Consider the following 21,194-nt stretch of genomic DNA (forward strand, 5'->3'; position numbering starts at 1 on the left):
ACACGCACAGCCTTCCTATCGTTCATACGATTCCGACGATGACGTCCCACCGGCCCGACGAGCCGCGCACGAGCCAAGCCGTTCCGAATTGGCAAGAGGAGTCGCCGTATCCGGCCGTCCCCGAACCCGATTTCGCCGTGCGGCGCTTCACGCTGATCGCGCTTCTGATCGCCGCGATCGTGCTGCCGTGCGTGTATGTGGCCGCGTCGGCCTATGCCAATTTCCGCGCGCGCGTCGCCGAAGCGACCGACATCACGCTGCGCACCGCGCGCATCGGCGAGGAGCACGCGCTCAAGGTGTTCGACCTCAACGAGACGCTCGACGCGCGCATCGACGACCTCGTGCGCGGGCTCGACAACGAGCAAGTGCGCAATCAGGAAGCCACGATCCACGAGAAGCTCAAGACGATCGGCGGCGGCTATCCGCAGGTCGCTTCGGTGTCGATCTTCGGCCCCGACGGCATGCTGCTCGCCAACAGCCGCTATTACCCGGCGCCGCACGCGTCGATCGCCGATCGCGACGATTTCACCGGCATCCGCGACGGCAAGGTGATCGAGAACGTGTCGAAGGTGATGATCGGGCGCGTCGGCGCGGGCGAGACCGTGTTCAACACGGGCATCGCGCGGCGCAACGAGGACGGGTCGTTCGCCGGGCTGGTGTCGGTCGCGCTGCGCGAGTCGTATTTCGGCGCGTTCTATCGCGAGCTGTTGGGCAATGAAGGCGAAGCGGTGACGATGATGCTCACGCGTGAGGACGGCGCCGTGCTCGCGTCGTATCCACCGCTACCGGTCAAGCAGTGGTCGCTGGCTGCGCCCCGCTCGGCGCTCGCGGCGGCGCTCGCTTCGGGTAACCGCGACGGCGTCCTGCATACGCGCGCGAACGGCAAGAATGGCGGCGCCGAGATCATCGCTTATCGGCGCGTCGGCTCGTATCCCGTCTTTGTGTCGTGTGCGTATCGCGAATCCGCGATCTGGGCCGATTGGTATCGCCATCTGACGGTGCTCGTGGTGTCGGTGTTTACGCCTTCGATCGTGCTGTGGCTCGTAATCGGCCTGTCGCTCAGGCGCCTTGCCGCCGAAGAACAAGCGTGGGCGCGCTGGCAAGCCGAGGCGTCGATGCGCCGCTCGATCGAATCCGCCTACCGGCAATCGCGCAAGATGGAAGCGCTCGGTAACCTGGTCGGCAGCGTCGCCCACGATTTCAACAACCTGCTGATGATCGTCTCGGCGAATGTGCAGATTGCGCGCCGGCGCGGCGTCAAGGCGATCGACACGGAGCTGTCGGCGATCGAGCGCGCCCTGAAGGGCGGCCAGTCGCTCACGCGGCAACTGCTCGGCGTCGCGCGCAAACAGCCGTTGCGCTCCGAGACGATCGAATTCGTGCGCTGGATGGCGGCGAGCCGCGAGCTGTTGCGTGCGTCACTCGGCGCGAAGGTCGAGCTCGTGATCGACGTCAGCACCAACGTGTGGCCGATGCTCGTCGACGTCGCGGAGCTCGAGCTTGCGCTCATCAACATCGCTGTCAACGCGCGCGACGCGATGCCCAGCGGCGGACGCTTCACGGTGCGCGCGAACAACGTCAGCCTGCGTCACGGCGACGGCTTTCCGCTGACGGGCGACTTCGTCGAAATTTCGCTCGACGACACCGGCTCCGGCATGGCGCGCGACGTGCTCGCGCACGCGTTCGAGCCGCTCTTCACGACCAAGCCGAAGGGCATGGGCACCGGCCTCGGGCTGCCGCAAGTGTTCGCGTTCTGCGAGCGCTCCGGCGGGCTTGCCACGATCGATAGCGCGATCGGCGCGGGCACTTCAGTGCGGCTCTATCTGCCGCGCGGCAGCGCCGTGGCGACGGCAGCGCCCGCCGCCGAACCGCGCCGCGAAGAACCCGCCACCACGGGCGGCCTGCGCATTCTGCTCGTCGAGGACAACGACGAAGTCGCGGCCGGCACCGAAGCGCTTCTCGAGATGATGGGCCACACGGTCACCTACGTATTCAACGCGGACGCCGCCTTGCAGCTCGTCGAAGATCCCGCCGCGCCGGTCGATCTCGTCATTTCGGATATCCACATGCCGGGCGCGATGAACGGCATCGATCTCGCGGAAGCGATCGAGGCGCTTGCCTCGCCACTGCCCGTGATCCTCGTGACCGGCTACGCCGAGGAGCTCGAACGGGCACGGAATGTGAAGGCGCGCGTGCTGTCAAAACCTTTTGATATCGCGCTGCTCGAAAAAATACTGCAAACGATCCGGCACGAACGCGAGCAACGCGTGCAGCCCGCCGGCAAGCCGGGCTGAAAGCGGTCCGACGTTGGAGCGAGCGGCACGGCGCTTGCTGCCCGATCATTGGGGCCTGTTCATCCTGATTGCGGGCTCCGAAAAATCGAGCTGCACTGTGCATGGGACACAGGAGAACGTCATGCAACACACCGTCATCGCGTTGTTCGACACCTACCCCGAAGCCGAAGCCGCACGCGACGCGCTCGTCCGAGCGGGCTTTGACCGCAACGGCATTGCGTTGCAGGCCCGCTGCGAGCCGACCTATGCCAGCGACGCCACCTCGGCCGCCGAAACCACCCCGCCTGCCGACGCAGGCGTGATCGCGAACATCGAGCGCTTTTTCGAAGCGCTGTTCGTGAGCGATCCGCGCCCGCACGAAGTCGCGCAGTACGCCGAAGCCGTGCGCCGCGGCGCCGTGATGCTGAGCGCCGACGCAAGCACCGACGCCTACGCCGAACTCGCGCGCTCGATGCTCGAGCGAAGCGGCGCGATCGATATCGAAGAGCGTTCGGCGACCTGGCACGCGCCGGACGATACCGCCGCCCCCGCCTGGCGCGCCCCCGACGACGAGGCCGCCCGTGCCCACTCGCCGCTCGAGGAGCTCGGCATTCGCCGAGCCCCGGCGCGGCCGCGAGGCGTCGTGCGCAGCTACCAGCGCGGCACGGCCAGCGCGCCTGACACGGAAAGCGCTATCGCCGACCGTCCCGCGACCGAAGCCTCGGTGACGGCCACGGCGGCCGGCTCCGCGCCGGGCATGGGCGCGGTCTTTTCCTCCGGGCGCAGCGAATCGTCGAGCCCGGGCCCAACGCCGAGCGCGGCGTCAAGCGCGGGCGCGATGGCCGAAGGTGCGGCGCATATGCCGGCAGGCGCCGCCGCTCCCATTCCCGACGAATTCCTGCAGTACGAAGACGATTTCCGCAGCGACTACGAGACCAAGTACGCAAGCGACGGCTCGCGCTATGAGGATTACGAACGCGCGTACCGGCACGGCGCCACGCTCGGCCGCGACGCCCGTTATGCCGAACACCAGTCTTGGGAGGACGCCGAGACTCAAGTCCAACGCGATTGGGAAGAGGCGCACCCGCACAGCGCCTGGCGGCGCTTCAAGGCGGCGGTACGTCATGGATGGGAGCGCGTCACGCATCACGATCACCGTGCGTGACGCGCCAGCGGTTACTTCGTGACGTGCCGCTTCACCCAGCTCTCATAGCGGTGGACAAATTTGTGCAGGAAATTGCGGGTGTGGTCGTTGGCGACGTTGCCGTCGGCATCGATCACCCCGTCGGCGTGCTTGATGAACATTTCAGGCTGACCGAGCGTCGCTACGTCGAGATAGGCGAGCACGTTGCGCAGATGCTGCTGTGACAGCGCGGTCCCCGTGGCGCCCGGCGACGTTCCCAGCACCGCCCCCGGCTTGCCGCCCCACGAATTCGAGCCCCACGGACGCGAGCCCCAATCGAGCGCGTTCTTCAGCACGCCGGGAATCGAACGGTTGTACTCGGGCGTCACGAAAAGAAGCCCGTCCGCCGCTTCAATTCGCTGTTTGAAATGCAGCGCGGCCTCGGGAAAATCGGCGTCGTAGTCTTGCGAATAGAGAGGCAGCGAGCCGATGTCGAGGAATTCGAACGCGAAGTCCGCGCTCGCGAGCTTGACGATCGCATGCGAGAGCGCCTTGTTGAACGAGTCGCGACGCAGGCTGCCGACGGTAACCGCAATCTTGTAAGCCATTCCTGTTTCCTCACTGGTGGTGGTTGGACGAAACGCGCAAACGATACAAGCCTTTTCAATGATGCAGGCTAATTACTAGATACAGGCTTGTTTTTCATGCAATCCAGCTCACGGCCTGCCTGCGGTGGGTTTCCGCCACATTTTCCACAAAGTTCTCCACAGAAACTGTGGATAACTTGCCGGCGATTGAGGCCAGTTACTTGCGGTTACATCCATGACGCTTCCGTGGCCGATTCGTGACGGCACCGCCTTGGGGAATTGCGAACTTCGGCGGCGCGTCGCGCCATTGTGCGCCGCTCGAAGATAGGCCATCTCGTTTGCATCCGCGGTGCTCCTTCGGGACGTATTGAAGCGTGCAAGAGTCGAATGTCCTGGCGGTGGTTTGTTCGAGCACGCTGGAATCCGAAAAAAATTTTCGACGGCGTGTCATAACCGGTCGCAAGCGCCGACTCAAGCTTCGGAAGCCAATCTCACGGCTCCGTTACCAACCCAAGGAGAGTCACGATGAACAAGCAACTGATCGCCGCCGCCGCCTTCACCGCCGTGCTTGGCGCAACGCTCGCAAGCCCCGTCTTCGCAGCCGACAAGGAAAAGTGCTACGGCGTCGCCAAGGCCGGCCAGAACGATTGCAAGGGCAATAACCACTCCTGCGCCGGTCAAGGCACCAAGGACATGGACAAGGGCGAGTTCAAGGCGGTCCCCGCCGGCACGTGCGAGCAGATGGGCGGCTCGCTGAAGCCCGGCATGTAAGCGGCACGAGGCGCAATCAAGCTTGCCGAAACTGGCAAGATGGGCGGCCGCGCGGCGCACGCGGCCGTCGCCACCTTCACCAGCACGAGTCAGCACAAGGACAGGAAATCCACCATGAATCCGCAGCCCCAGCTTGGCGCAGGTCTCGGCCTGCGCGGACCGCACGTCGCCGGCGTGCTCGCGGCATGGCCGTCGGTCGGATGGTGGGAAGTCCATAGCGAAAATTACTTCGGCGGCGGCGAGCCGGTGGCCGCGCTCGAACGCGTGCGCGAGCGGTATGAAGTCAGCCTGCATGGCGTCGGCATGGGGCTCGGAAGTCATCGCGCACCCGATGCGCAACATTTGCAGCGTTTGAAGTCGCTGGTCGCGCGCATCGAGCCCGCGCTCGTCTCCGAACACCTCTGCTGGAATCGCGGCGCGGGACGGTTCTTCAACGACCTGCTGCCGGTGCCGCGGGTCGACGGCGCCGTGCCGCTGATCGCCGCGCACATCGATAGCGTGCAGGAGGCCCTGGGGCGGCGCATTTTGATCGAGAACGTGTCGGCGTATGTCGCGTTCGAGGGCGAGACGTGCAGCGAGGCCGAGATGCTCGCCGAACTCGTCGCGCGCACCGGCTGCGGCGTGCTGCTCGACGTCAACAATCTCTACGTGAATGCGCTCAACCTGAAAGCCGATCCGCTCGCGGAGATCGCGCGGCTGCCTATCGGCTGCGTCGGTGAAATTCATGTCGCCGGGTTCGAGTGGCTCGACGACGTCGCGATCGATACGCACGGGGCGAGCGTCTGCGATGACGTGTGGACGCTGCTCGACGCCGCGCTCGCGCGCTTTGGGCCGACTCCGGTGTTGCTCGAACGCGATACGCACTTGCCGTCGCTAGACGCGCTCGTCGGCGAGTACCGGCAGCTCGAAGCACGCGTCGCGAAGGCGTGCGGGCGGGCGATGGCTCAATCGCCGACGCTCGTGCAGGAGGCGCGCTGATGTCGAACTACAGCGACCTTCTCGACAGCTTCGCCGCCGCGCTCTCGGACGACGCGCGCGCACCCGCCGGCCTGACTGACGCGACGCGCGCGAACATCGGCGTCTATCGCAACAACGTGCGGCTCAACCGCATCGCCGCGCTCGCCGACGCGTTCACGCACGTCGTCACGCTCGTGGGCAGCGATTACTTCCACGCGCTCGCACGGGCTTATGTCATCGCGACGCCGGCCGCATCGGCCAATCTGCACGACGACGGCGCCGGCCTGCCCGCTTTCATCCGCGGCTTCGCACCCGCCGCGGACCTGCCCTATCTCGGCGACGTCGCCGATGTCGACTGGCTGATGCTGCGCGCCTACTACGCCGACGACAGCACGCCGCTCGATCGCGCCTCGCTCGCCGGGCTGGGACCAGAACGGTTTGCCGCCGCGTCGCTGCGGCTTGACGCGTCGGTCGGAGTCGCGCGCTCGGCGAAGTGGCCAATCGCCGACATTGTCGCGATGCATGAAGGCGGCCCGCCGGCCTCGCTCGATGCGGGCGGGCAAGCCGTCCTCGTCTGGCGCGAAAACTTCGCCGTGCACTGGCGCGCGATCGATGGCGATGAAGCCCAAGTCGTCGCCGAATTGTTGAACGGCAACAGCATCGAAAGCGCCCTGTCGCTCGCATCCGGCGATCCGAGTTCGTTGCTCGCGCATCTATTCAGTCATGGGCTCGTCCATGCCATCAAGGAACCCGAAAATGGAAACCACTAATCTCGCCGGCCGCTTGTACGCGCGCTTCGAAGCCGTTGCCATCGCTTTGCAGCCGCTCGCCGCGCTGGCCGTGCGGCTCTATTTGTTCCGTGTATTCTTCTGGTCCGGATCGCTCAAGCTGCGGGACTGGGGCAGCACCCTGTATCTCTTCACAAGCGAATATCATGTGCCGGTGTTGCCGCCGGCCGTCGCCGCCGTGATGGGCGCGGGCGGCGAGCTGATCTTTCCGATCCTGCTGTTGCTCGGATGGCGCGGACGATTCGCTGCGGCGGGCCTGTTCGTCGTCAACCTGGTGGCGGTGATCTCCTACCCTGGGCTCGAACCTGTGATGATCAAAGACCATGTGCTGTGGGCCGTGCTGATCGCTTATCTGTTCTTCCACGGCACTGGACGCTGGTCGCTCGACACGCTGCTCAATCGTCCCAAGCCCGTGAAGCTGCGAGAGGGACGCGCTTGACGCGCGAAGCGGCTAGCGCCGCGCACGACGATCCGCGCTATCTGGCGCAATTGCGCCGCGACTTGCTGCGCTTTGCGCGCTTGCAACTGCGCGATGCCGCCGCGGCGGAAGATGCGGTGCAGGAGGCGCTCGCCGCCGCGTGGACGCAAGCCGACCGGTTTGCGGGGCAATCGGAGCACAAGACATGGGTGTTCGGCATCCTGCGTCACAAGCTCATCGATACGCTGCGTGCGCGGCAGCGGACCGTCAATATTTCGGCGCTTGAATCGGAATTGGAGTGCGAGTCATTCCTCGACAAGGAGCTCTTCAAGGACAACGGCCATTGGACGCCGCATGCGAAACCGCGTCCGTGGGCGACGCCGGAAACGGAATTGCAGCGGCAGCAGTTCTGGCGCTTGTTCGAAGCGTGTCTCGAACTCCTGCCGGAGCAAATCGGCCGCGTGTTCATGATGCGCGAATTCCTCGAGCTCGAAACCGACGACATCTGTGCCGAACTCGAACTCACCGCGAATCATTGCAGCGTGTTGATCTATCGCGCGCGGCTCAGGCTGCGCACGTGTCTGTCCGAGAAGGGGTTGTGCCAGGAGGACGCCAATGGGCAAGTGTAAGGACGTGACGCGTCTGCTGTCGGATGCGCTCGACCGGCGTCTCACAGCGGGGGAATGGCTGGCCATCGGCGTCCATTTGCCGGCTTGCAGCGGATGCCGCAATTTTCGCAAGCAGATTGCGCTGTTGCGCAGCGCATCGCAGGAAGTCAGTGGCGGAGAGCGGGTGACGCCCGACGACGAGCCGCAGGATTGATGCTTCGTCGGGCGACGGAGTTTTCGCGCTCTCGATCGTTGCGATCGTCTCGACCAGCGTGAGCCCCTAAGTCAACACGCTCCACAAAACAAGCGTCAACGCTAGACCCACCACCGAAACGATCGTCTGCAATATCGACCAGACCATTACCGTTTGCTTCAGCTTCAAGCCGAAGTACTCGCGGACCATCCAGAAACCCGCGTCGTTCACGTGGCAGAAGAATACCGACCCCGCGCCGATCGAAAGCGCCAGCAGCGAGTTGTGCATCGCGCTCAAGCCGGTGACGACCGGCGCGACGATGCCGGCGGTCGTCGTCGTGGCGACGGTGGCGGAACCGGTAGCCTGACGCAGCGCGACAGCGATGAGCCACGCGAGCAGGATCAGCGGCATGTGGGCGCTCACCGCGATCTTGCCGATCGTCGTGCTGATCCCGGCGACGACGAGCGCTTGCTTGAGACCGCCGCCCGCACCGATGGTCAACAACAGCACAGCGATCGGCGGCAGGCTCTTGCGCAAAATGCTGCCGACGCGCGTGCGCGGCATCCCGCGCGCCCAGCCGAGCGCCACGACGGCAAACATCACGGTGAGCCCGAGCGCGACGAGCGGCTCACCGAGAAAATTGAGCGCCTCGTAGGCGATCGACTTCGGCGCGAGCATCAGTTTGGCGATCGTGCGGCCGAGCATCAGGACGACCGGCATCAGGATGGTAACGAGCGAAATCGCGAAGCCGGGCGGCTCGCCTTGCGGAATATCCGGCGTAAAGAGCTTGCCCATTTCCTCGGGCTCGGCGACGTCCATGCGCTTCGAAAGCCACATCCCGTAGATGGGGCCCGCGAGCACGGCGGCAGGCAACGCGACGATCAGGCCGAGTCCCATGGTGATGCCGAGATCCGCGTGCAACGCGCTGACGGCGATCAGTGGACCCGGGTGCGGCGGCAGCAGCGCATGTAGCGTCGTCATGCCGGCAAGCGCCGGGATCGCGATGCGCAAGATCGGCTGATTCGAGCGGCGCGCCATCACGAAGATGATCGGCACCATCATGACAAGACCGACTTCGAAGAAGAGCGGCAAGCCGATGATGATCGCGACGAGCGTCATCATCCATGGCAGCGAGCGTGGCGTCGAATGCTTGAGGATCGTCGACACGAGCCGGTCGGCCGCGCCGGATTCGGCCATCAGCGCGCCTAGCATCGCACCCAGCGCGATGATGATGCCCACGTCGCCGAGGATCGCGCCCGCTCCTTTGCTGAATGCGCTTGTGATTGAGTCGAGCGGCAACCCAGCGGTCAAACCGGCCGCAAACGTGCCTACGAGAATCGACAAGAAGGGCGCCAGCTTCAGCGCGCTGATGAAAACAATGATGATGGCCAGGCCCAGCGCGCAGGCAAGTATCAGCACGGTGTCGTGGGAGGCCCACGGCGCTAACGAAGTTGTCGGTGGCATGCGTTCTTAGTTATGGGTTTGACGCTTCGCGCGCGTTGCGCTGGCGTAGGGTGGGTGAACTACCCGGCGGGAGCGCAGTGCCGGGCTCGGACTTGCTAACTAACTGACCGGCTGGCTGGTTTGCGACGGTCTTGGGCGTGATCGGTCGCGGTTCTGGAGCGCGCGGACATCGCGCATCCTGCCTCAATCGAACAGCGTCTGGACGGCCTCCGGCGGACGCCCGATCACCGCCTTTCCGTTGCGTACGACGATCGGACGCTGCAACAGGATCGGATGGGCGGCAATTGCTTCGTATAACTGATCATCCGTCAAGTTCTGATTCGCCAGACCAAGTTCTTTGAATGGGGCTTCGGTGTCGCGAAGCATGTCGCGCACCGAACCGCCCAGCATCCGGTGCAATTCCTTGAGTTGCGCGACGGTTAGCGGATGTTTCAAATACTCGACGATATCGACAGATTCGCCGGATACGTTAAAGGTGTTGGCAACGAGATCGCATGCGCCTCTCGACTTGGAACAGCGGGGATTGTGATAGATCGTGATCATGAAGTGGGGGCGTCGAAGCGTGGTTTTGACAAGCGGTTAATTGTAGCGGGTCAGAACTTGGAGTGAGGTTGAGGACGGGATAGAGGAGCGGCGCTGGACGGGGGACGCGGTGTTACGGAAACGCCGCTGATAGGAGATGTGACGAGTGCAGTGAGGAGGGTTGGCTTCAGGACAGCTCGAGCAGTGTTTGCGGTTGAGCGTTAGTCGGCCAGGACACGGGTGGATTGCTAAAGACAATTGACGCGATATCTGTTCCGCTGAATAGAGGCGATTTACGTCTGGACTGGCTTTATGGATACGACGAAGAATAGCGCGGGAATATGGCGGGCGAAACTGGCGACTCAGTCCGTCAAATTATCGCGAATAGAGACATACAACGGATTTAGCCCAGAACCAAAGGGGCGAACCGACCGAAACACGATGGGGCCATTCGAAGACTGGGCTTTCACGCATGCAAGCGATTGGTCTTCACGAGTTGCCGGCAATGCCCTGACTCGACGATCAGCAAAGTGTCGATGAGATGCATTTGGGGCATTCACCCAACTGGTCCGTCTTGAGGTGAGGACATCATCGAGCGCCCGTCAAGAAGATGATCGATTGTCGGCAGCACCTCCGCAAAGCGGGCGCTCAATCCTTTGACGAAGCACGCCCATTCCGCTTCATGTTGTTCGAAACGCCAAGACGCCGCGTCTTGGCGACCCCTGCAAGGGGTTTATGCGCATAAATTGACGCGGCACATCGTACGAGGCGCGAGAGAGCGTGGCCACAACCGCTGGCATCCCTAGGCCTCACTGACGATTTGAATCGCCGCCCGCAAGGGAGACGCGATTAGAGCCTAGTAGCGCCAGTAGCAGATAGCAGATGCCCCACGCGCGCACTCCGTAACTAACGAACCCGCTTTCAACGCAGCGCGATTCCTGCTGCTGACGGACAACGCCATCGAATCGATCGACCGAGGACGCCGTTCTCCACACATGCAAGCCAGTAACCCGCCGTCGCTCCCGCTCGCTTTATGCGCATAAACATCCCCCAAATGGCCTATTCGTCGTGTCGACACGACGAATAGATTGAAATGAAAATATTTCCCGGTAAAATTCACCAACCACGATAAGGGAGCAAAAAAATTGGCAGCGGAAATCGTCGCGGTAACTCAACAAAAGGGTGGGGTCGGTAAAAGCACTATTGCAATGCATCTCGGAGCGGCTTTCCACGAAAAGGGCAAGCGCGTACTCGTCGTAGATGCCGACGGTCAAAACACATTGATCCATTGGGCGAGCGCTTCTTCGGAAGGCGATTCGGGCATCCCGTTCCCGGTCGTGAATCTCTCAGAAGCCGGTGGCCAGATCCACCGCGAGATCAAGAAGTTCATCAATGACTACGACATCATCGTCGTGGACTGCCCGCCGTCCATCACAGAGAAGGTCTCCGGAGTCGTACTGCTTGCGGCGTCGATCGCTGTCATTCCCACTTCGTCATCGCCGGCCGACTATTGGTCGAGCGTCGGACTCGTCAAACTGATCCAGCAAGCCCAGGTGATGAACGAGGACTTGCGCGCCGTATTCCTGCTAAACAAGACCGAAGAGAAGCGGATGTTGACGCGCGAACTCAAGCGCGCGCTCGAGGAACTCGGTTTCCCCCTGCTCAAAACGCAAATCCCGACGCGCGAAGCCTATAAGCAGGCAATGGCGCTCGGGCAGACGGTTCTCCAAATGAGCGACCGTGGCGCGAAGCTCGCCGCCGTCGAAATCCGTGCATGTGCGGATGAAATCGCCGCCTTGCTCCCCTGAATTTATGCGCATAAAGGACCCTGAATGAAACCCTCCCAATTCGCCAAAGGCTTCCAAGCGCGCCCCGATACGACCAGCAGCGAAAAGAGAACCGCCCTTGATCGCCTGAATGCGATCGACGGCATCGTCAAAAGCGATGGCACCTCGCCTGCTGGAAAGGTGCCAGGCCGTTCGAGCCAGCCACTTGTCGCTGTACCGCAAGCCGACGATCAAGCACCTGACCATGAGTCGCCGCTATATCGCGCGTGGCGCATCGAGCACGGCTATGGCCCCGGCCAGGTCATCGATCTCGCGCTCAGAGCGATTAAGCCGAGCCCGTTTAACCCACGGCACTTCTATCTAAAGTCGTCGATCGCCGAGTTGGCAGTCAACCTTGCAAAGCAAGGGCAGCAGCAGGCCATTCACGTCATCCCCGACTACGACAATCCCGGCACCTACTTCGTCAGCGATGGCGGACGACGCGTTCGAGCGCTCAAGGAAGCCAACAAGGAAACAGTCAAGGCCATCGTCATCGATCTGCCGATCGGTATCCAGAGCTACAAGCTCGGCTATGACTTGAACGTTCAGCGTGATTCGCAAACCGTTTTCGATAACGCCGTCGTTTGGAAGCGCTTCCTCGATGACAAGCATTTTCAAAGTCAGAAAGAACTCGCCGAGCACCTTGGCCTGGATGAATCGACTGTCGCCGTCGCGCTTTCCATTGCGAAGTTGCCAGAAGTCGTGATGCAGGAAATGGTCGCAAGGCCGGACCGTTTCGGATCGAACATGGCCTACCAGGTGGGGCGATATCATTCGGCCCGTGGGGTCGAGTCCACACTGCGCCTAATCAACAAGATCCTGTCGGATGATCTAAGCACGCGGCAAGTCGCGGATATCGTAAAGGGCAGGGCGAGCACGCAGGAAAGCGCGAAGCCCGCGGGGCGTCAGCGCTACGCGCAGCGGATGGAGATCAAGCTCGACGGCGTGTCGGTCGGCGACCTGAAGTCTTATGGCGACGACCGGCTCGAATTGCGGCTGCGCGGACTGTCAAAGGAGAAGCGCGACGACATCCTGCGGCAGATTGAAAATATGCTCCTGCCGAACTAACGGCAGCCGAAGCGATAAAGAGCAATAAAAAACGCCGCGTATTTGCGGCGTTTTTTTATGCGGCGCGTGGTTGGCTTAGTGTGAACGAAAGCAGGTCGCCGTCGGTCGGCTCACCCCAAGTCTTGCGTGCCAGCCAATCAAAGAAAGCCGTTTCGGCGAGCTTCGAATCCAACCCGCGCCGGCGCCAATCATCGCGCAAATGGGAGCCGAGCTCCGGAAGCATGTCTTCCTCGAACGACTGCCGCGCGAGTTCCTGTTCGGATTCGCCTTGCTCATCGTACAGTGCACGTGCTTCCTTGCGCCGGTAGGCCGCATATTCGCCGAGCAGGCGCGCCTTCAGATCGTCAGGCGGCACCGCCGCAGCCTTGCCTCCGCCGCTGGCCGCCGGTAAAGCATCCACCGGGGGCGCATATCCCTTCTTCAACGCGTCTTTGAAGAGCGCCGGCGCGCTACGCACCGGCGGGAGCGTCGTACTACGCATACGCTGTTCGGTCATCTGCAGAGCAGCGCGAATCCGGTTCTCTTCACTATCGGCATACAGCGTCTGCGCTTCTTTGAGCGGAATACCGATCTTGACCATGCGATCGACCAACGTGCTGTCGAAGACATTGGGATGCTCATCGAGCGCGAGCATCGGCTGCTTACGCTCAGTCACACGGAACTGAATTTCGGCAACGCGTCGTCCTTCGCGATGTTCGATCAATTCGACGAAGATATTCGTCACTGCGTTGACTTCAGCAATGGCCGGCCGCAGGTAGTCGCGTTTGAAGTACTTATACTCACGCTTGGCTTCGTCGCCGGCTTCGGTGTCGGGTGTGCCGGATAGGATCGGCCGCCACCATTCCCACGACTCGCGCATCGTCAAATGGCTGGGATTGGTCAAGTAACGAACGCAGATTTCGTAAAGTGCGAGACCGGCGCTGCTGCGCAACTGGCTCTGGAATTGAAGACTCAAGCGCGCGTATTGGACCGGGTCCAACAGCTTCTTCTTGATCTTCGGCGCAAACGAGAATTCGACCCACACCCGGCGCGTCTGGGGATCTTCGAGAATTTCGGCGTCAGCGATCAGCGTCGAGATGCCCCATTTGCGGCCTGGCTTCTGGCTCGACGTGCCCTGGCTCCATTCGACCTGGACCGACACCATGCGCCGCAGGTGTTCCTTGACTAGCGCCGTATCGTTCGAATCGAACGCGGAGTTCGCGACAATATCGGAAAGCAGCGCGCGGTAAGTGTCGCCCGACTCATCGGCTTGCTGGGCAACCGCCAGCAGCACGTTGAAGAGCTTGCGCGTAAGGAGCGTGATTTTGCCGCTCTTCGGCTGAATCGCAATCGCTTCGACAGCTTTGCGCAATTCAGCGGAGCTTGGGCTCACCACATCGACATCGGTTTTCTTCGCGCGCTTCGTTACCATGCGTCGGGTCGAAATGAGATTTTCCGAGAGGATACCGACTGCGGTGAAGCACGTCTATAGGCACCTTCTCACCGTTTTCGGGTGAACCGCGCTTACGAAGCCCGACTCACTTCGGTGATCTCCTGGAAAAGCTCACCTCACCAAACAACGGTCGCAGTCGAGCATCGTTACCAGCCACTGGATGGCGAGGTATACGTCATGACGACCATCCCAAAAGCGGTCGCGATCGGCTCCCGAATTGACTCACCTAAAAAATTGTCGCAATTACACGACGAGATTTCGCCGCTGGTGTAGCTAGTGACGCTGTCGCACCGCAACGACGAACAGCTCATCTGGTGTAGTGCCTTCGAACTGTCGTCATCAACCTTCAGGGGCTTGGTGCTTCAAAGACGATACCAGCATGGGCGCGCGACATAGCCGCGACGATTCAAAGCTCCCGTCACCGGCCGACGGAACATCCCAACGCGTCCCTGGACGGCTCAAATCGACTTCTATCGGCATCGGCGCGGTCAGAAAAGGCAAGTCGCGCACCGCATAGTTGGCCTCGTGTGACCTTCAGCCCTTCAGCCCTTCGGTCCTTCACACGTTACAGTGCCGTAAGTGGTGGCCAAGCCGAGTCGACATCTCGACGCCCCGGCCTTTCGAACAGCCGACAACCTGCAACGATCACGTCTCGCAGCACAGGCCACGGCTTAAAACCACAATGACATTGCTGCCCTTTATCCCAGGTATTGCCCCCCGGATCCACCATCCACGCGCGCGATGTCCTCGCACGAGGCATGAGCCCGGTTTCATCGAGCGGTGCCGAGCACTCGGCTTGAGTACTCACTCTATGGCGATCCGCGACGCATCGCGCAATTTGCTCCTGTAAATCCTCACCATTGCTCCCGCCCAAAACAGCTACCAGTCCGGTTTTCCGGCCACATACTCCATCCAATCATCTCGAAATGGTCCCGAAAAGACTCACCTTTGGGTCCCAACACCGCTAAACGGGCACGGCCACCAAGGGCAATCCGTGCTCCCGCAAAGGCTCACCTTTTGAAGTGCCCAGCGAAAATACTCAATTGCTTCCGTGACTTATGTTCCGCGGCTCATGCAATTTCGTGCCGAAGAACTCCCGTATCGGCTCACCTTTGACGATGCGTCGAGAAACGGCTGCGCTTGCGTCAGAGAATCGTTCGCTCCCGAAAAGACTCACCTTAACCGCGCCGTACGATTTTCGACCCTGCTCACCAATCAAGTAGCACGGGCTTTTCAGCGAGAGTAACCGCCAACTGCTCCCGAAAACGCTCACCTATCGCAGTCTTTGGGCAATATCCGGGTCCTGCAAACACTCACCATTGCCGTTTGCGCGGCGCAATTCGATCCGCGCCGGCCGTCCAAAAAGGCATTCCCGAATAAGCTCACCTTTTGGCGCCGACGGGCATATCAATTGGCAAAATCGGCCGTCGACAATGAGAAAAGCACGGTTCGTCTCCCGGAAACCCTCACCTTAAGCATCGGGTTGCACATTTTTTGTGCAATTTCGAACCTCAGCTCCCGAAAAATCTCACGTCCACATGGCGTTTACTCCTGCCACGTCTCACCTCATGAGAATTCAGCTGGTAAACGGATGCCGAAAACAGGGTTCGGGAGGTTCCCGAAGGCCCTCACCGACGGGATTTCGCTCCTAAAGACTGCCGCTTTGTCCTGACGGTGCTTGCCCGGCAGCCAGCTCCCGAAAAACTTCACCTTAGCAAAGGGTGTACCAAATGCGGTCATCCCGAACCCGCTCACTTCCTTTCCCGCACCCGCTCACCGCCGGCCCCGAACCCCATCACTGCTCCGTCCTGCAAGACCTCACCAAATGTCCCGTAAAGCTTCACCTTATCGGGCTGTCTCCCTTATTCCATAAGGGTTTGGCGTGGCGTTAACGTTTTTAACAAGGTTCAAAGGTGTTTACTTTTATTACTCTCAAGAGCCCCCCGCGAGTTTGATCCGAAAAAGCATCTTGGCACTCAAGATCCCACGTCGTGAAACACACGCCGAAACAAGAAATTAAGACAGAATCTTTTCAAAACAATGTGTTACCGCAAGCTCTTCGCTTTGTTTCACGAAAATTCATCGACTTGACACCCGTAGTAACCCGTTCAGGCGGAGAAAAGGCATCCTTTCAGCAAAAGTGCAACAGACCCCATCAAGACCGTAGCAAATACTACGTATATTGTTATTATTTCGTTACTCAGACGATATCAACACAAATGACTATGACGCTCGACGAAGAACGGCAAGCCATCCGCGGCGAGCTTGAAGCGCTACGCGCAAATGGAGCCCGCCGTCAGGAGTTGTCCCTCCATGCGTGTAAGCGCTTGTTTTTCGACCTCGGTATACGTCCGTCGATGGCTGCGGTCCGCGACCTGACCCAAACAGGAAGCGCCAGCGATATCCCGAAGGACATTGACCATTTCTGGGAGCGCATCCGGGACGCGTCGAAAGTTCGGGTCGGCGCCGGCGCCATTCCGAAAGCGCTCGAGGAAAAAGCGGGTGAGTTGCTCGGCGAGCTATTTCAGATCGCTCGACTTCAAGCGCGCGAAGCGCTTGATCATGAGCGCAGCGAAACGCAGACGTCCATTCAAGCAATCGAAGAGCGAGCCCGAAAGGCCGAAATTCTTCGTGAGGCGGCTGAAGAAGCGCTGCACCGAGCGGAAGCTCGCGTCGACGCCGCCTCTGCGCGCGTTCGCGAACTCGAAGTCGAATTGGGCGCCTCGGTCGCCCAACGCTCGAGCAGTCACGAAAATGCGCAAAGTGCCGTGCATAGACTGGAAGCCGAAAAAGAGAGCTTGGCCAAGCGACTCGAAACCGAGCAGGCCAATAACGCCGCGCTACGCGACCGAATTGACGCGCTGCATATCGAGATGCGTGAAAGCACCGAGCACTACGCGCAGCAGATCAAGGACGCGATCGCCGAGGCCGAACGACGGGTCAAGCCGATGCTGGTCGAGCTCGATTCCTTGCGCAATATGGCGGCCACGTACCAATCTGGCATTCGCGATGCGAGCCGCAAAGAATTCGATTTTATTCAACAACTTAGCGTTGCCAAGGCGCGCGGCGACAGGCTGGACGGTCAATTGCGCGCCCAGTCCGAAGAGATCGACGCGTTGACTAACGAAGTTGATGCCTTACGTGCTCAGCAAGGCGTCGACCCCGCGCTCGCGGCGTTGCTTTGCTCGCTCGCGGCATCGGGACGTCTTGGATCGGAAGAACTGAATTCGGTCGGAGCCGTGCTTGACGGGTACGTGCCGATTCCGCCGCGCTGCCCCAAATGTGAAGAGGGCGAACCCGAGCTGTCACAGGCTGGCGACGGTTATGAATTGCTGTGTCCTGAATGCGAGCATTCGTCGGGAACTGGCCGATCCCGATTCGAAGTGGTTGCGCACTTTTTGAACGATCAGGCGGCGCCGTCGGCCGCATAAAGCTGCCTGAATCCGCTGCAAAAGCGGCCCCGGCTTCGAGAGGTGAGGAAATTCGGGAGTCAAAAGGTGAGCTTTTCCGGGGCTTCGTGATGCACCATGCCTCGTCCTGCCTGGCTTGGCGGAATGCTCAGGTAACCGTTGGCTCGCGCGTCATTGCGCGGATTCGAGTCCCTGCATCGACTCAGCTTCTTCGTGCCAGCTTTTCCATGCTCGATGCAATCGATTGACGGACACCATTTGCACGAACCCGAGCCACGCGCCGACCAGCTCGACGGAAGCGCCGCTTTCGAACAAATCGGCCGCGAACGTATTGCGCAAGGTCTGCGGGCTGGCCCGCGCCGTCCTCGTTTGTGAAATGCCGGCCTCGTCGATCAGCGCGTCGACTGCACGCAGCATGGTCGCCTTATGCATGGGGCGACCGGACGGCGACGCCGGAAAGACCAGATCGCCGGCCAGGGCCGATGAACGGCGCTCAGCCAACCACCCGTCAAGCACCGCGACGGCGAACGGCGAAAGCCGCGTGCGCCGGGTGAACGCCGGATTCGCTGCCTCGATCGTGACCCATGGTTTCCCGGCTTCCACGCAACTAATCGTTAGATCGCGAGCCTCGCCCGTTTTCAAGCCGCCACCGAGGAAGACCGCGATCAGCGCGCGGTCGCGCTTTTCTCGCCACCGTTGAGCGGACGAGATGTCGCCAAGCGGCGAGAACAGATGGCCGACCAATGCGGCGCGCTCGGCCGAGGTGAGAAACCCCGTCGGTTCGTTATCGCGAGCGTTGCGCCACGCGGCTTCGCCATCTTGCGCAATGAACCGGGCCGGATTGGTCGACGCGATTTCGATTTCCCGGACATGATCGAGCACCCGCTCGATGAGCCGCAGATACCGGACACGCTGGGGTTTCCGAATCGGCAGTTCGGCGACGAAGTTGGCGATCGTCGCGGTGTCGACGGTTTGCAGGTCCTGGTGCCGAATTTTGAGCCAATCGAGGAAAGCGCCCCATTGCGCCCGATAGACATCGGCGGACGAACTCCGGAAATGTTGCTTGGCAAGCCACGCATCGAACGCAATGCTCGGGTTGCGGCGCCAGTCTTCCCGTTGCTGGTCGAAGAGATCGGTATCCGTTGCATGCGGGTTGGGCGAACTAGACGAGTGCGAAGCGACCATCGCTGTATTTCCGTTAGTTGCATACGATAACAGTATTGCACGGCAAAACAAGGCAGCCGTGCGGCGATGAAAAGCGGCGCCTTATCCGCCCCATGCGGTTTCCCGGCGCGCACCGCCGGCCTTCGCCTCGCGTTTGGACGACCGCTTTTCCTGAGCATCGCGCTGCGCTGCCTCTTCATAGACCGCGACAGCGAACCCAAACGCTGCAGGAAGCGCATTTGACTGGCCGAAATCCACGACGTCGTCGGTCTCGGGATAGGCCATGCCGGCCGGGCGCTGAAACAGCGAAAGCATGATGGGATCGTGCCGGCTCGCGAAGCCCAGGTCGGCCAGCGCCTCCGCCTCGATCGCATGCAGCAGGCGCCAAGTCAGCGGAACGCCATGCACGATGTAGCGTGCGGCGATATTGCGGACGATGTGCTCGAGATCGCGCGCCGCAGCCTGAAAGCGCAGCGCAGCCAGTTTTTGCTCTTCCATGATGCGGCTCCTGTCGATCCCTATACTGTACAAATATACAGTAGTTGGCGCAACCTGGCGGAATTGCCAGTTGCCGGGGGCTACCCGTGGAGCACGACCAGCAGCGCTTTGGCTTCGCCCTTCCCGATATTGCGGATGGCATGCGGCACGTCGGCGACGTAGCGCGCGGTATCGGCGGACTTCAAGCGTTTCGTCGCGCCGTCAGCCTCGATTTCTACCGAGCCTTGCAGCACCGTCAGATGTTCGCGCGTGCCCGGCTCGTGAGCGTTCGACACCAGCGCACCGCCCGCCTGCAGCGTCAGTTCATACCACTCGAAGCGGCCGGCCAGCTCGATCGGACCCCACACGCGCAATTGATATTTGGCGTCGTGTCCGTCGAGCGTGGGGATGTCGTGCGGTCCGGCGACGCTGATCGTCTCCGGCGCCTTGGACGCCGTGAAGAGGTAATCGAGGCTCACGCCGAGCGCGTTGGTCAGGCGCCAGGCGACCGCGATCGTCGGATTCGCCTTGTCGCGCTCGATTTCGGAGAGCATCGACTTGGACACACCCGCCGCGCGCGACAAGTCGTCGAGCGTCATCTTGCGTTCGTTGCGCAGCCGCTGGATCTGCTCGCCCACCCGAGGAGGCGTGGCGGGCGCGGTTGACGTCGTAGCGGCAGGGGCAGGCGCCGCTGCGCGCCGGTTTCCGGAGCTTGCCATTTGATTTTCAATCGCTTAGAGTTGTTCGCCATACCGAACTTTAGTTCGAAAAAACGAATTTGTCCGGTAAATTCGACGAGCACTATAACAGCCTATAACAGCAACAGGCCGCCAGAAACGCCGGAGATCCCGGCTCGCGCGGACCATCGACCCTATCAGGAGCCATTCGATGCGTGAACCCTTTCTCGCCCACCTGCGCAGCACGATCGACCAGATCCGCGCCGACGGGTTCTACAAAACGGAGCGCGTGATTGCGAGCCCGCAATCGGCCGACGTGCGGCTCGCGAGCGGCGACGGCGTGCTGAATTTCTGCGCGAACAACTACCTCGGCCTCGCGAACGACGCGCGCCTGGTGGCCGCGGCGAAGGACGGGCTCGAGCGCGACGGCTTCGGCATGGCATCGGTGCGCTTCATCTGCGGCACGCAGACCGTGCACAAGGATTTGGAGCAGGCGCTGTCGCACTTCCTGCGCACCGACGACTGCATTCTCTATTCCAGCTGCTTCGACGCGAACGGCGGCCTGTTCGAAACGCTGCTCGACGACAACGACGCGATCATCAGCGACGAGCTGAACCACGCGAGCATCATCGACGGCGTGCGCTTGTCGAAGGCGAAGCGCTATCGCTACAAGAACAACGATCTCGCCGATCTCGAAGCGAAGTTGAAAGAGGCCGACGCGGCCGGCGCGCGCTTCAAGCTGATCGCAACCGATGGCGTGTTCTCGATGGACGGCATCATCGCCGACTTGAAGGGCATCTGCGATCTGGCCGACCGTTACGGCGCACTGGTGATGGTCGACGACTCGCACGCGGTCGGCTTCATCGGCGAGCATGGACGCGGCACGCCGGAGTATTGCGGCGTGGAGGGCCGCGTCGACATCATCACGGGCACGCTCGGCAAGGCGCTCGGCGGCGCATCGGGCGGGTATGTCGCGGCGCGCAAGGAGATCGTCGAGCTGTTGCGCCAGCGCTCGCGTCCGTATCTGTTCTCGAACACGCTCACGCCGAGCATCGCGGCGGCCTCGCTCAAGGTGCTCGAATTGCTCGCGAGCGATGAAGGCGCCGAGCTGCGCCGCCGCGTGCGCGCGAACGGCGAGCATTTCCGCAGCAAGATGAGCGCGGCGGGTTTCACGCTGGTGCCGGGCGAGCATCCGATCATTCCGGTGATGCTCGGCGATGCGCAAGTGGCGTCGCGCATGGCGGATGCGCTGCTGAAGGAAGGCGTCTACGTGATCGGCTTCTCGTTCCCGGTCGTGCCGAAGGGCCGTGCGCGCATCCGCACGCAGATGAGCGCCGCGCATACGAGCGAGCAGATCGATCGCGCCGTCGATGCGTTCACGCGCGTCGGTCGCGAGCTCGGCATCATTCCGGCACAAGCCTAAATAAGGAGCGCAC

19 protein-coding genes are annotated in these 21,194 nt (G+C 61.7%); 12 read left to right on the plus strand and 7 right to left on the minus strand.

The window, feature by feature from the left end; genetic code table 11:
* The first annotated feature begins 38 nt into the window (after positions 1–38).
* Together AAHK20_RS06155 and AAHK20_RS06160 are read left to right on the plus strand one after the other, a co-directional pair.
* Positions 39–2,294: a hybrid sensor histidine kinase/response regulator family protein gene (locus AAHK20_RS06155; protein ID WP_449180552.1), complete on the plus strand. Its 2,256-nt coding sequence runs from the start codon at positions 39–41 to the stop codon at positions 2,292–2,294.
* Between the two features lie 121 nt (positions 2,295–2,415).
* Positions 2,416–3,438: a hypothetical protein gene (locus tag AAHK20_RS06160; RefSeq protein WP_449180553.1), complete on the plus strand. Its 1,023-nt coding sequence runs from the start codon at positions 2,416–2,418 to the stop codon at positions 3,436–3,438.
* 11 nt (positions 3,439–3,449) lie between these two features.
* On the opposite strand, the gene AAHK20_RS06165 is transcribed toward AAHK20_RS06160, so the two are convergent.
* Positions 3,450–4,004, minus strand: coding sequence for an NADPH-dependent FMN reductase (locus AAHK20_RS06165; protein WP_449180554.1), 555 nt, complete (start codon positions 4,002–4,004; stop codon positions 3,450–3,452).
* 504 nt (positions 4,005–4,508) lie between these two features.
* On the opposite strand from AAHK20_RS06165, the gene AAHK20_RS06170 reads away from it, so the two are divergent.
* The 6 genes from AAHK20_RS06170 (at position 4,509) to AAHK20_RS06195 (ending at position 7,739) form a co-directional block, all read left to right on the plus strand.
* Complete coding sequence (locus AAHK20_RS06170) at positions 4,509–4,754, plus strand: BufA1 family periplasmic bufferin-type metallophore (RefSeq protein WP_449180555.1); 246 nt, start codon at positions 4,509–4,511, stop codon at positions 4,752–4,754.
* Positions 4,755–4,868: 114 nt separating this feature from the next.
* A complete protein-coding gene (gene bufB / locus AAHK20_RS06175; protein ID WP_449180556.1) occupies positions 4,869–5,732 on the plus strand; it encodes an MNIO family bufferin maturase in 864 nt (287 codons plus the stop codon).
* The gene (locus AAHK20_RS06180; protein ID WP_449180557.1) at positions 5,732–6,481 is read left to right on the plus strand and encodes an HvfC/BufC family peptide modification chaperone; all 750 of its coding nucleotides are present in this window, start codon (positions 5,732–5,734) and stop codon (positions 6,479–6,481) included. Before bufB ends, AAHK20_RS06180 begins: the two co-directional genes overlap by 1 nt.
* A complete protein-coding gene (locus AAHK20_RS06185) occupies positions 6,468–6,938 on the plus strand; it encodes a DoxX family protein (RefSeq protein ID WP_449180558.1) in 471 nt (156 codons plus the stop codon). Before AAHK20_RS06180 ends, AAHK20_RS06185 begins: the two co-directional genes overlap by 14 nt.
* Entirely contained in the window at positions 6,935–7,546 is a 612-nt protein-coding gene (locus AAHK20_RS06190) for an RNA polymerase factor sigma-70 (RefSeq protein WP_449180559.1), read from the plus strand. The genes AAHK20_RS06185 and AAHK20_RS06190 overlap by 4 nt, the downstream gene beginning before the upstream one ends.
* Entirely contained in the window at positions 7,533–7,739 is a 207-nt protein-coding gene (locus AAHK20_RS06195) for a zf-HC2 domain-containing protein (protein WP_449180560.1), read from the plus strand. Before AAHK20_RS06190 ends, AAHK20_RS06195 begins: the two co-directional genes overlap by 14 nt.
* 66 nt (positions 7,740–7,805) lie before the next feature.
* Here the strand turns inward: AAHK20_RS06195 and AAHK20_RS06200 are convergent, their stop codons facing one another.
* Together AAHK20_RS06200 and arsC are read right to left on the minus strand one after the other, a co-directional pair.
* The gene (locus tag AAHK20_RS06200; RefSeq protein WP_449180561.1) at positions 7,806–9,182 is read right to left on the minus strand and encodes a GntT/GntP/DsdX family permease; all 1,377 of its coding nucleotides are present in this window, start codon (positions 9,180–9,182) and stop codon (positions 7,806–7,808) included.
* A 183-nt stretch (positions 9,183–9,365) separates the two neighbouring features.
* The gene (gene arsC, locus AAHK20_RS06205) at positions 9,366–9,725 is read right to left on the minus strand and encodes an arsenate reductase (glutaredoxin) (RefSeq protein WP_449180562.1); all 360 of its coding nucleotides are present in this window, start codon (positions 9,723–9,725) and stop codon (positions 9,366–9,368) included.
* 1,124 nt (positions 9,726–10,849) lie between these two features.
* On the opposite strand from arsC, the gene parA reads away from it, so the two are divergent.
* Both parA and AAHK20_RS06215 read left to right on the plus strand, forming a co-directional pair.
* The gene (gene parA / locus AAHK20_RS06210; RefSeq protein ID WP_137335024.1) at positions 10,850–11,512 is read left to right on the plus strand and encodes a ParA family partition ATPase; all 663 of its coding nucleotides are present in this window, start codon (positions 10,850–10,852) and stop codon (positions 11,510–11,512) included.
* Between the two features lie 24 nt (positions 11,513–11,536).
* On the plus strand, positions 11,537–12,598 hold the full coding sequence (locus AAHK20_RS06215; RefSeq protein WP_449180563.1) for a ParB/RepB/Spo0J family partition protein: 1,062 nt from the start codon (positions 11,537–11,539) through the stop codon (positions 12,596–12,598).
* Between the two features lie 55 nt (positions 12,599–12,653).
* Here the strand turns inward: AAHK20_RS06215 and AAHK20_RS06220 are convergent, their stop codons facing one another.
* Positions 12,654–14,009 (minus strand): replication initiation protein, encoded by a 1,356-nt coding sequence (locus AAHK20_RS06220; protein ID WP_449180564.1) that lies wholly within the window; start codon positions 14,007–14,009, stop codon positions 12,654–12,656.
* A 2,246-nt stretch (positions 14,010–16,255) separates the two neighbouring features.
* Between AAHK20_RS06220 and AAHK20_RS06225 the strand changes: the two genes are divergently transcribed.
* Positions 16,256–17,461, plus strand: a complete 1,206-nt coding sequence (locus AAHK20_RS06225) for a DNA-binding protein (protein ID WP_449180599.1) — start codon at positions 16,256–16,258, stop codon at positions 17,459–17,461.
* Between the two features lie 150 nt (positions 17,462–17,611).
* Here AAHK20_RS06225 and AAHK20_RS06230 read toward each other — a convergent pair whose 3' ends face one another.
* The 3 genes from AAHK20_RS06230 to AAHK20_RS06240 all read right to left on the minus strand — a co-directional run bounded on the left by AAHK20_RS06230 (position 17,612) and on the right by AAHK20_RS06240 (position 19,800).
* Positions 17,612–18,625, minus strand: coding sequence for a tyrosine-type recombinase/integrase (locus AAHK20_RS06230; RefSeq protein WP_449180565.1), 1,014 nt, complete (start codon positions 18,623–18,625; stop codon positions 17,612–17,614).
* 81 nt (positions 18,626–18,706) lie between these two features.
* Entirely contained in the window at positions 18,707–19,102 is a 396-nt protein-coding gene (locus AAHK20_RS06235) for a DUF2471 family protein (RefSeq protein WP_449180566.1), read from the minus strand.
* Between the two features lie 80 nt (positions 19,103–19,182).
* Positions 19,183–19,800 (minus strand): helix-turn-helix domain-containing protein, encoded by a 618-nt coding sequence (locus AAHK20_RS06240; RefSeq protein ID WP_449180567.1) that lies wholly within the window; start codon positions 19,798–19,800, stop codon positions 19,183–19,185.
* Between the two features lie 169 nt (positions 19,801–19,969).
* Here AAHK20_RS06240 and AAHK20_RS06245 point away from each other — a divergent pair, with 169 nt between their 5' ends.
* Positions 19,970–21,181, plus strand: a complete 1,212-nt coding sequence (locus AAHK20_RS06245) for a glycine C-acetyltransferase (RefSeq protein WP_449180568.1) — start codon at positions 19,970–19,972, stop codon at positions 21,179–21,181.
* The last annotated feature ends 13 nt before the right edge of the window (positions 21,182–21,194 follow it).

It is taken from the genome of Trinickia camelliae (assembly GCF_053525655.1).

Coding starts and splice junctions, on each gene's coding strand:
- AAHK20_RS06155 (WP_449180552.1), top strand. CDS start 39: ATGACGTCCCACCGGCCCGACGAGCCGCGCACGAGCCAAGCCGTTCCG.
- AAHK20_RS06160 (WP_449180553.1), top strand. CDS start 2,416: ATGCAACACACCGTCATCGCGTTGTTCGACACCTACCCCGAAGCCGAA.
- AAHK20_RS06165 (WP_449180554.1), bottom strand. CDS start 4,004: ATGGCTTACAAGATTGCGGTTACCGTCGGCAGCCTGCGTCGCGACTCG.
- AAHK20_RS06170 (WP_449180555.1), top strand. CDS start 4,509: ATGAACAAGCAACTGATCGCCGCCGCCGCCTTCACCGCCGTGCTTGGC.
- bufB (WP_449180556.1), top strand. CDS start 4,869: ATGAATCCGCAGCCCCAGCTTGGCGCAGGTCTCGGCCTGCGCGGACCG.
- AAHK20_RS06180 (WP_449180557.1), top strand. CDS start 5,732: ATGTCGAACTACAGCGACCTTCTCGACAGCTTCGCCGCCGCGCTCTCG.
- AAHK20_RS06185 (WP_449180558.1), top strand. CDS start 6,468: ATGGAAACCACTAATCTCGCCGGCCGCTTGTACGCGCGCTTCGAAGCC.
- AAHK20_RS06195 (WP_449180560.1), top strand. CDS start 7,533: ATGGGCAAGTGTAAGGACGTGACGCGTCTGCTGTCGGATGCGCTCGAC.
- AAHK20_RS06200 (WP_449180561.1), bottom strand. CDS start 9,182: ATGCCACCGACAACTTCGTTAGCGCCGTGGGCCTCCCACGACACCGTG.
- arsC (WP_449180562.1), bottom strand. CDS start 9,725: ATGATCACGATCTATCACAATCCCCGCTGTTCCAAGTCGAGAGGCGCA.
- AAHK20_RS06215 (WP_449180563.1), top strand. CDS start 11,537: ATGAAACCCTCCCAATTCGCCAAAGGCTTCCAAGCGCGCCCCGATACG.
- AAHK20_RS06220 (WP_449180564.1), bottom strand. CDS start 14,009: ATGGTAACGAAGCGCGCGAAGAAAACCGATGTCGATGTGGTGAGCCCA.
- AAHK20_RS06225 (WP_449180599.1), top strand. CDS start 16,256: ATGACGCTCGACGAAGAACGGCAAGCCATCCGCGGCGAGCTTGAAGCG.
- AAHK20_RS06230 (WP_449180565.1), bottom strand. CDS start 18,625: ATGGTCGCTTCGCACTCGTCTAGTTCGCCCAACCCGCATGCAACGGAT.
- AAHK20_RS06235 (WP_449180566.1), bottom strand. CDS start 19,102: ATGGAAGAGCAAAAACTGGCTGCGCTGCGCTTTCAGGCTGCGGCGCGC.
- AAHK20_RS06240 (WP_449180567.1), bottom strand. CDS start 19,800: ATGGCAAGCTCCGGAAACCGGCGCGCAGCGGCGCCTGCCCCTGCCGCT.
- AAHK20_RS06245 (WP_449180568.1), top strand. CDS start 19,970: ATGCGTGAACCCTTTCTCGCCCACCTGCGCAGCACGATCGACCAGATC.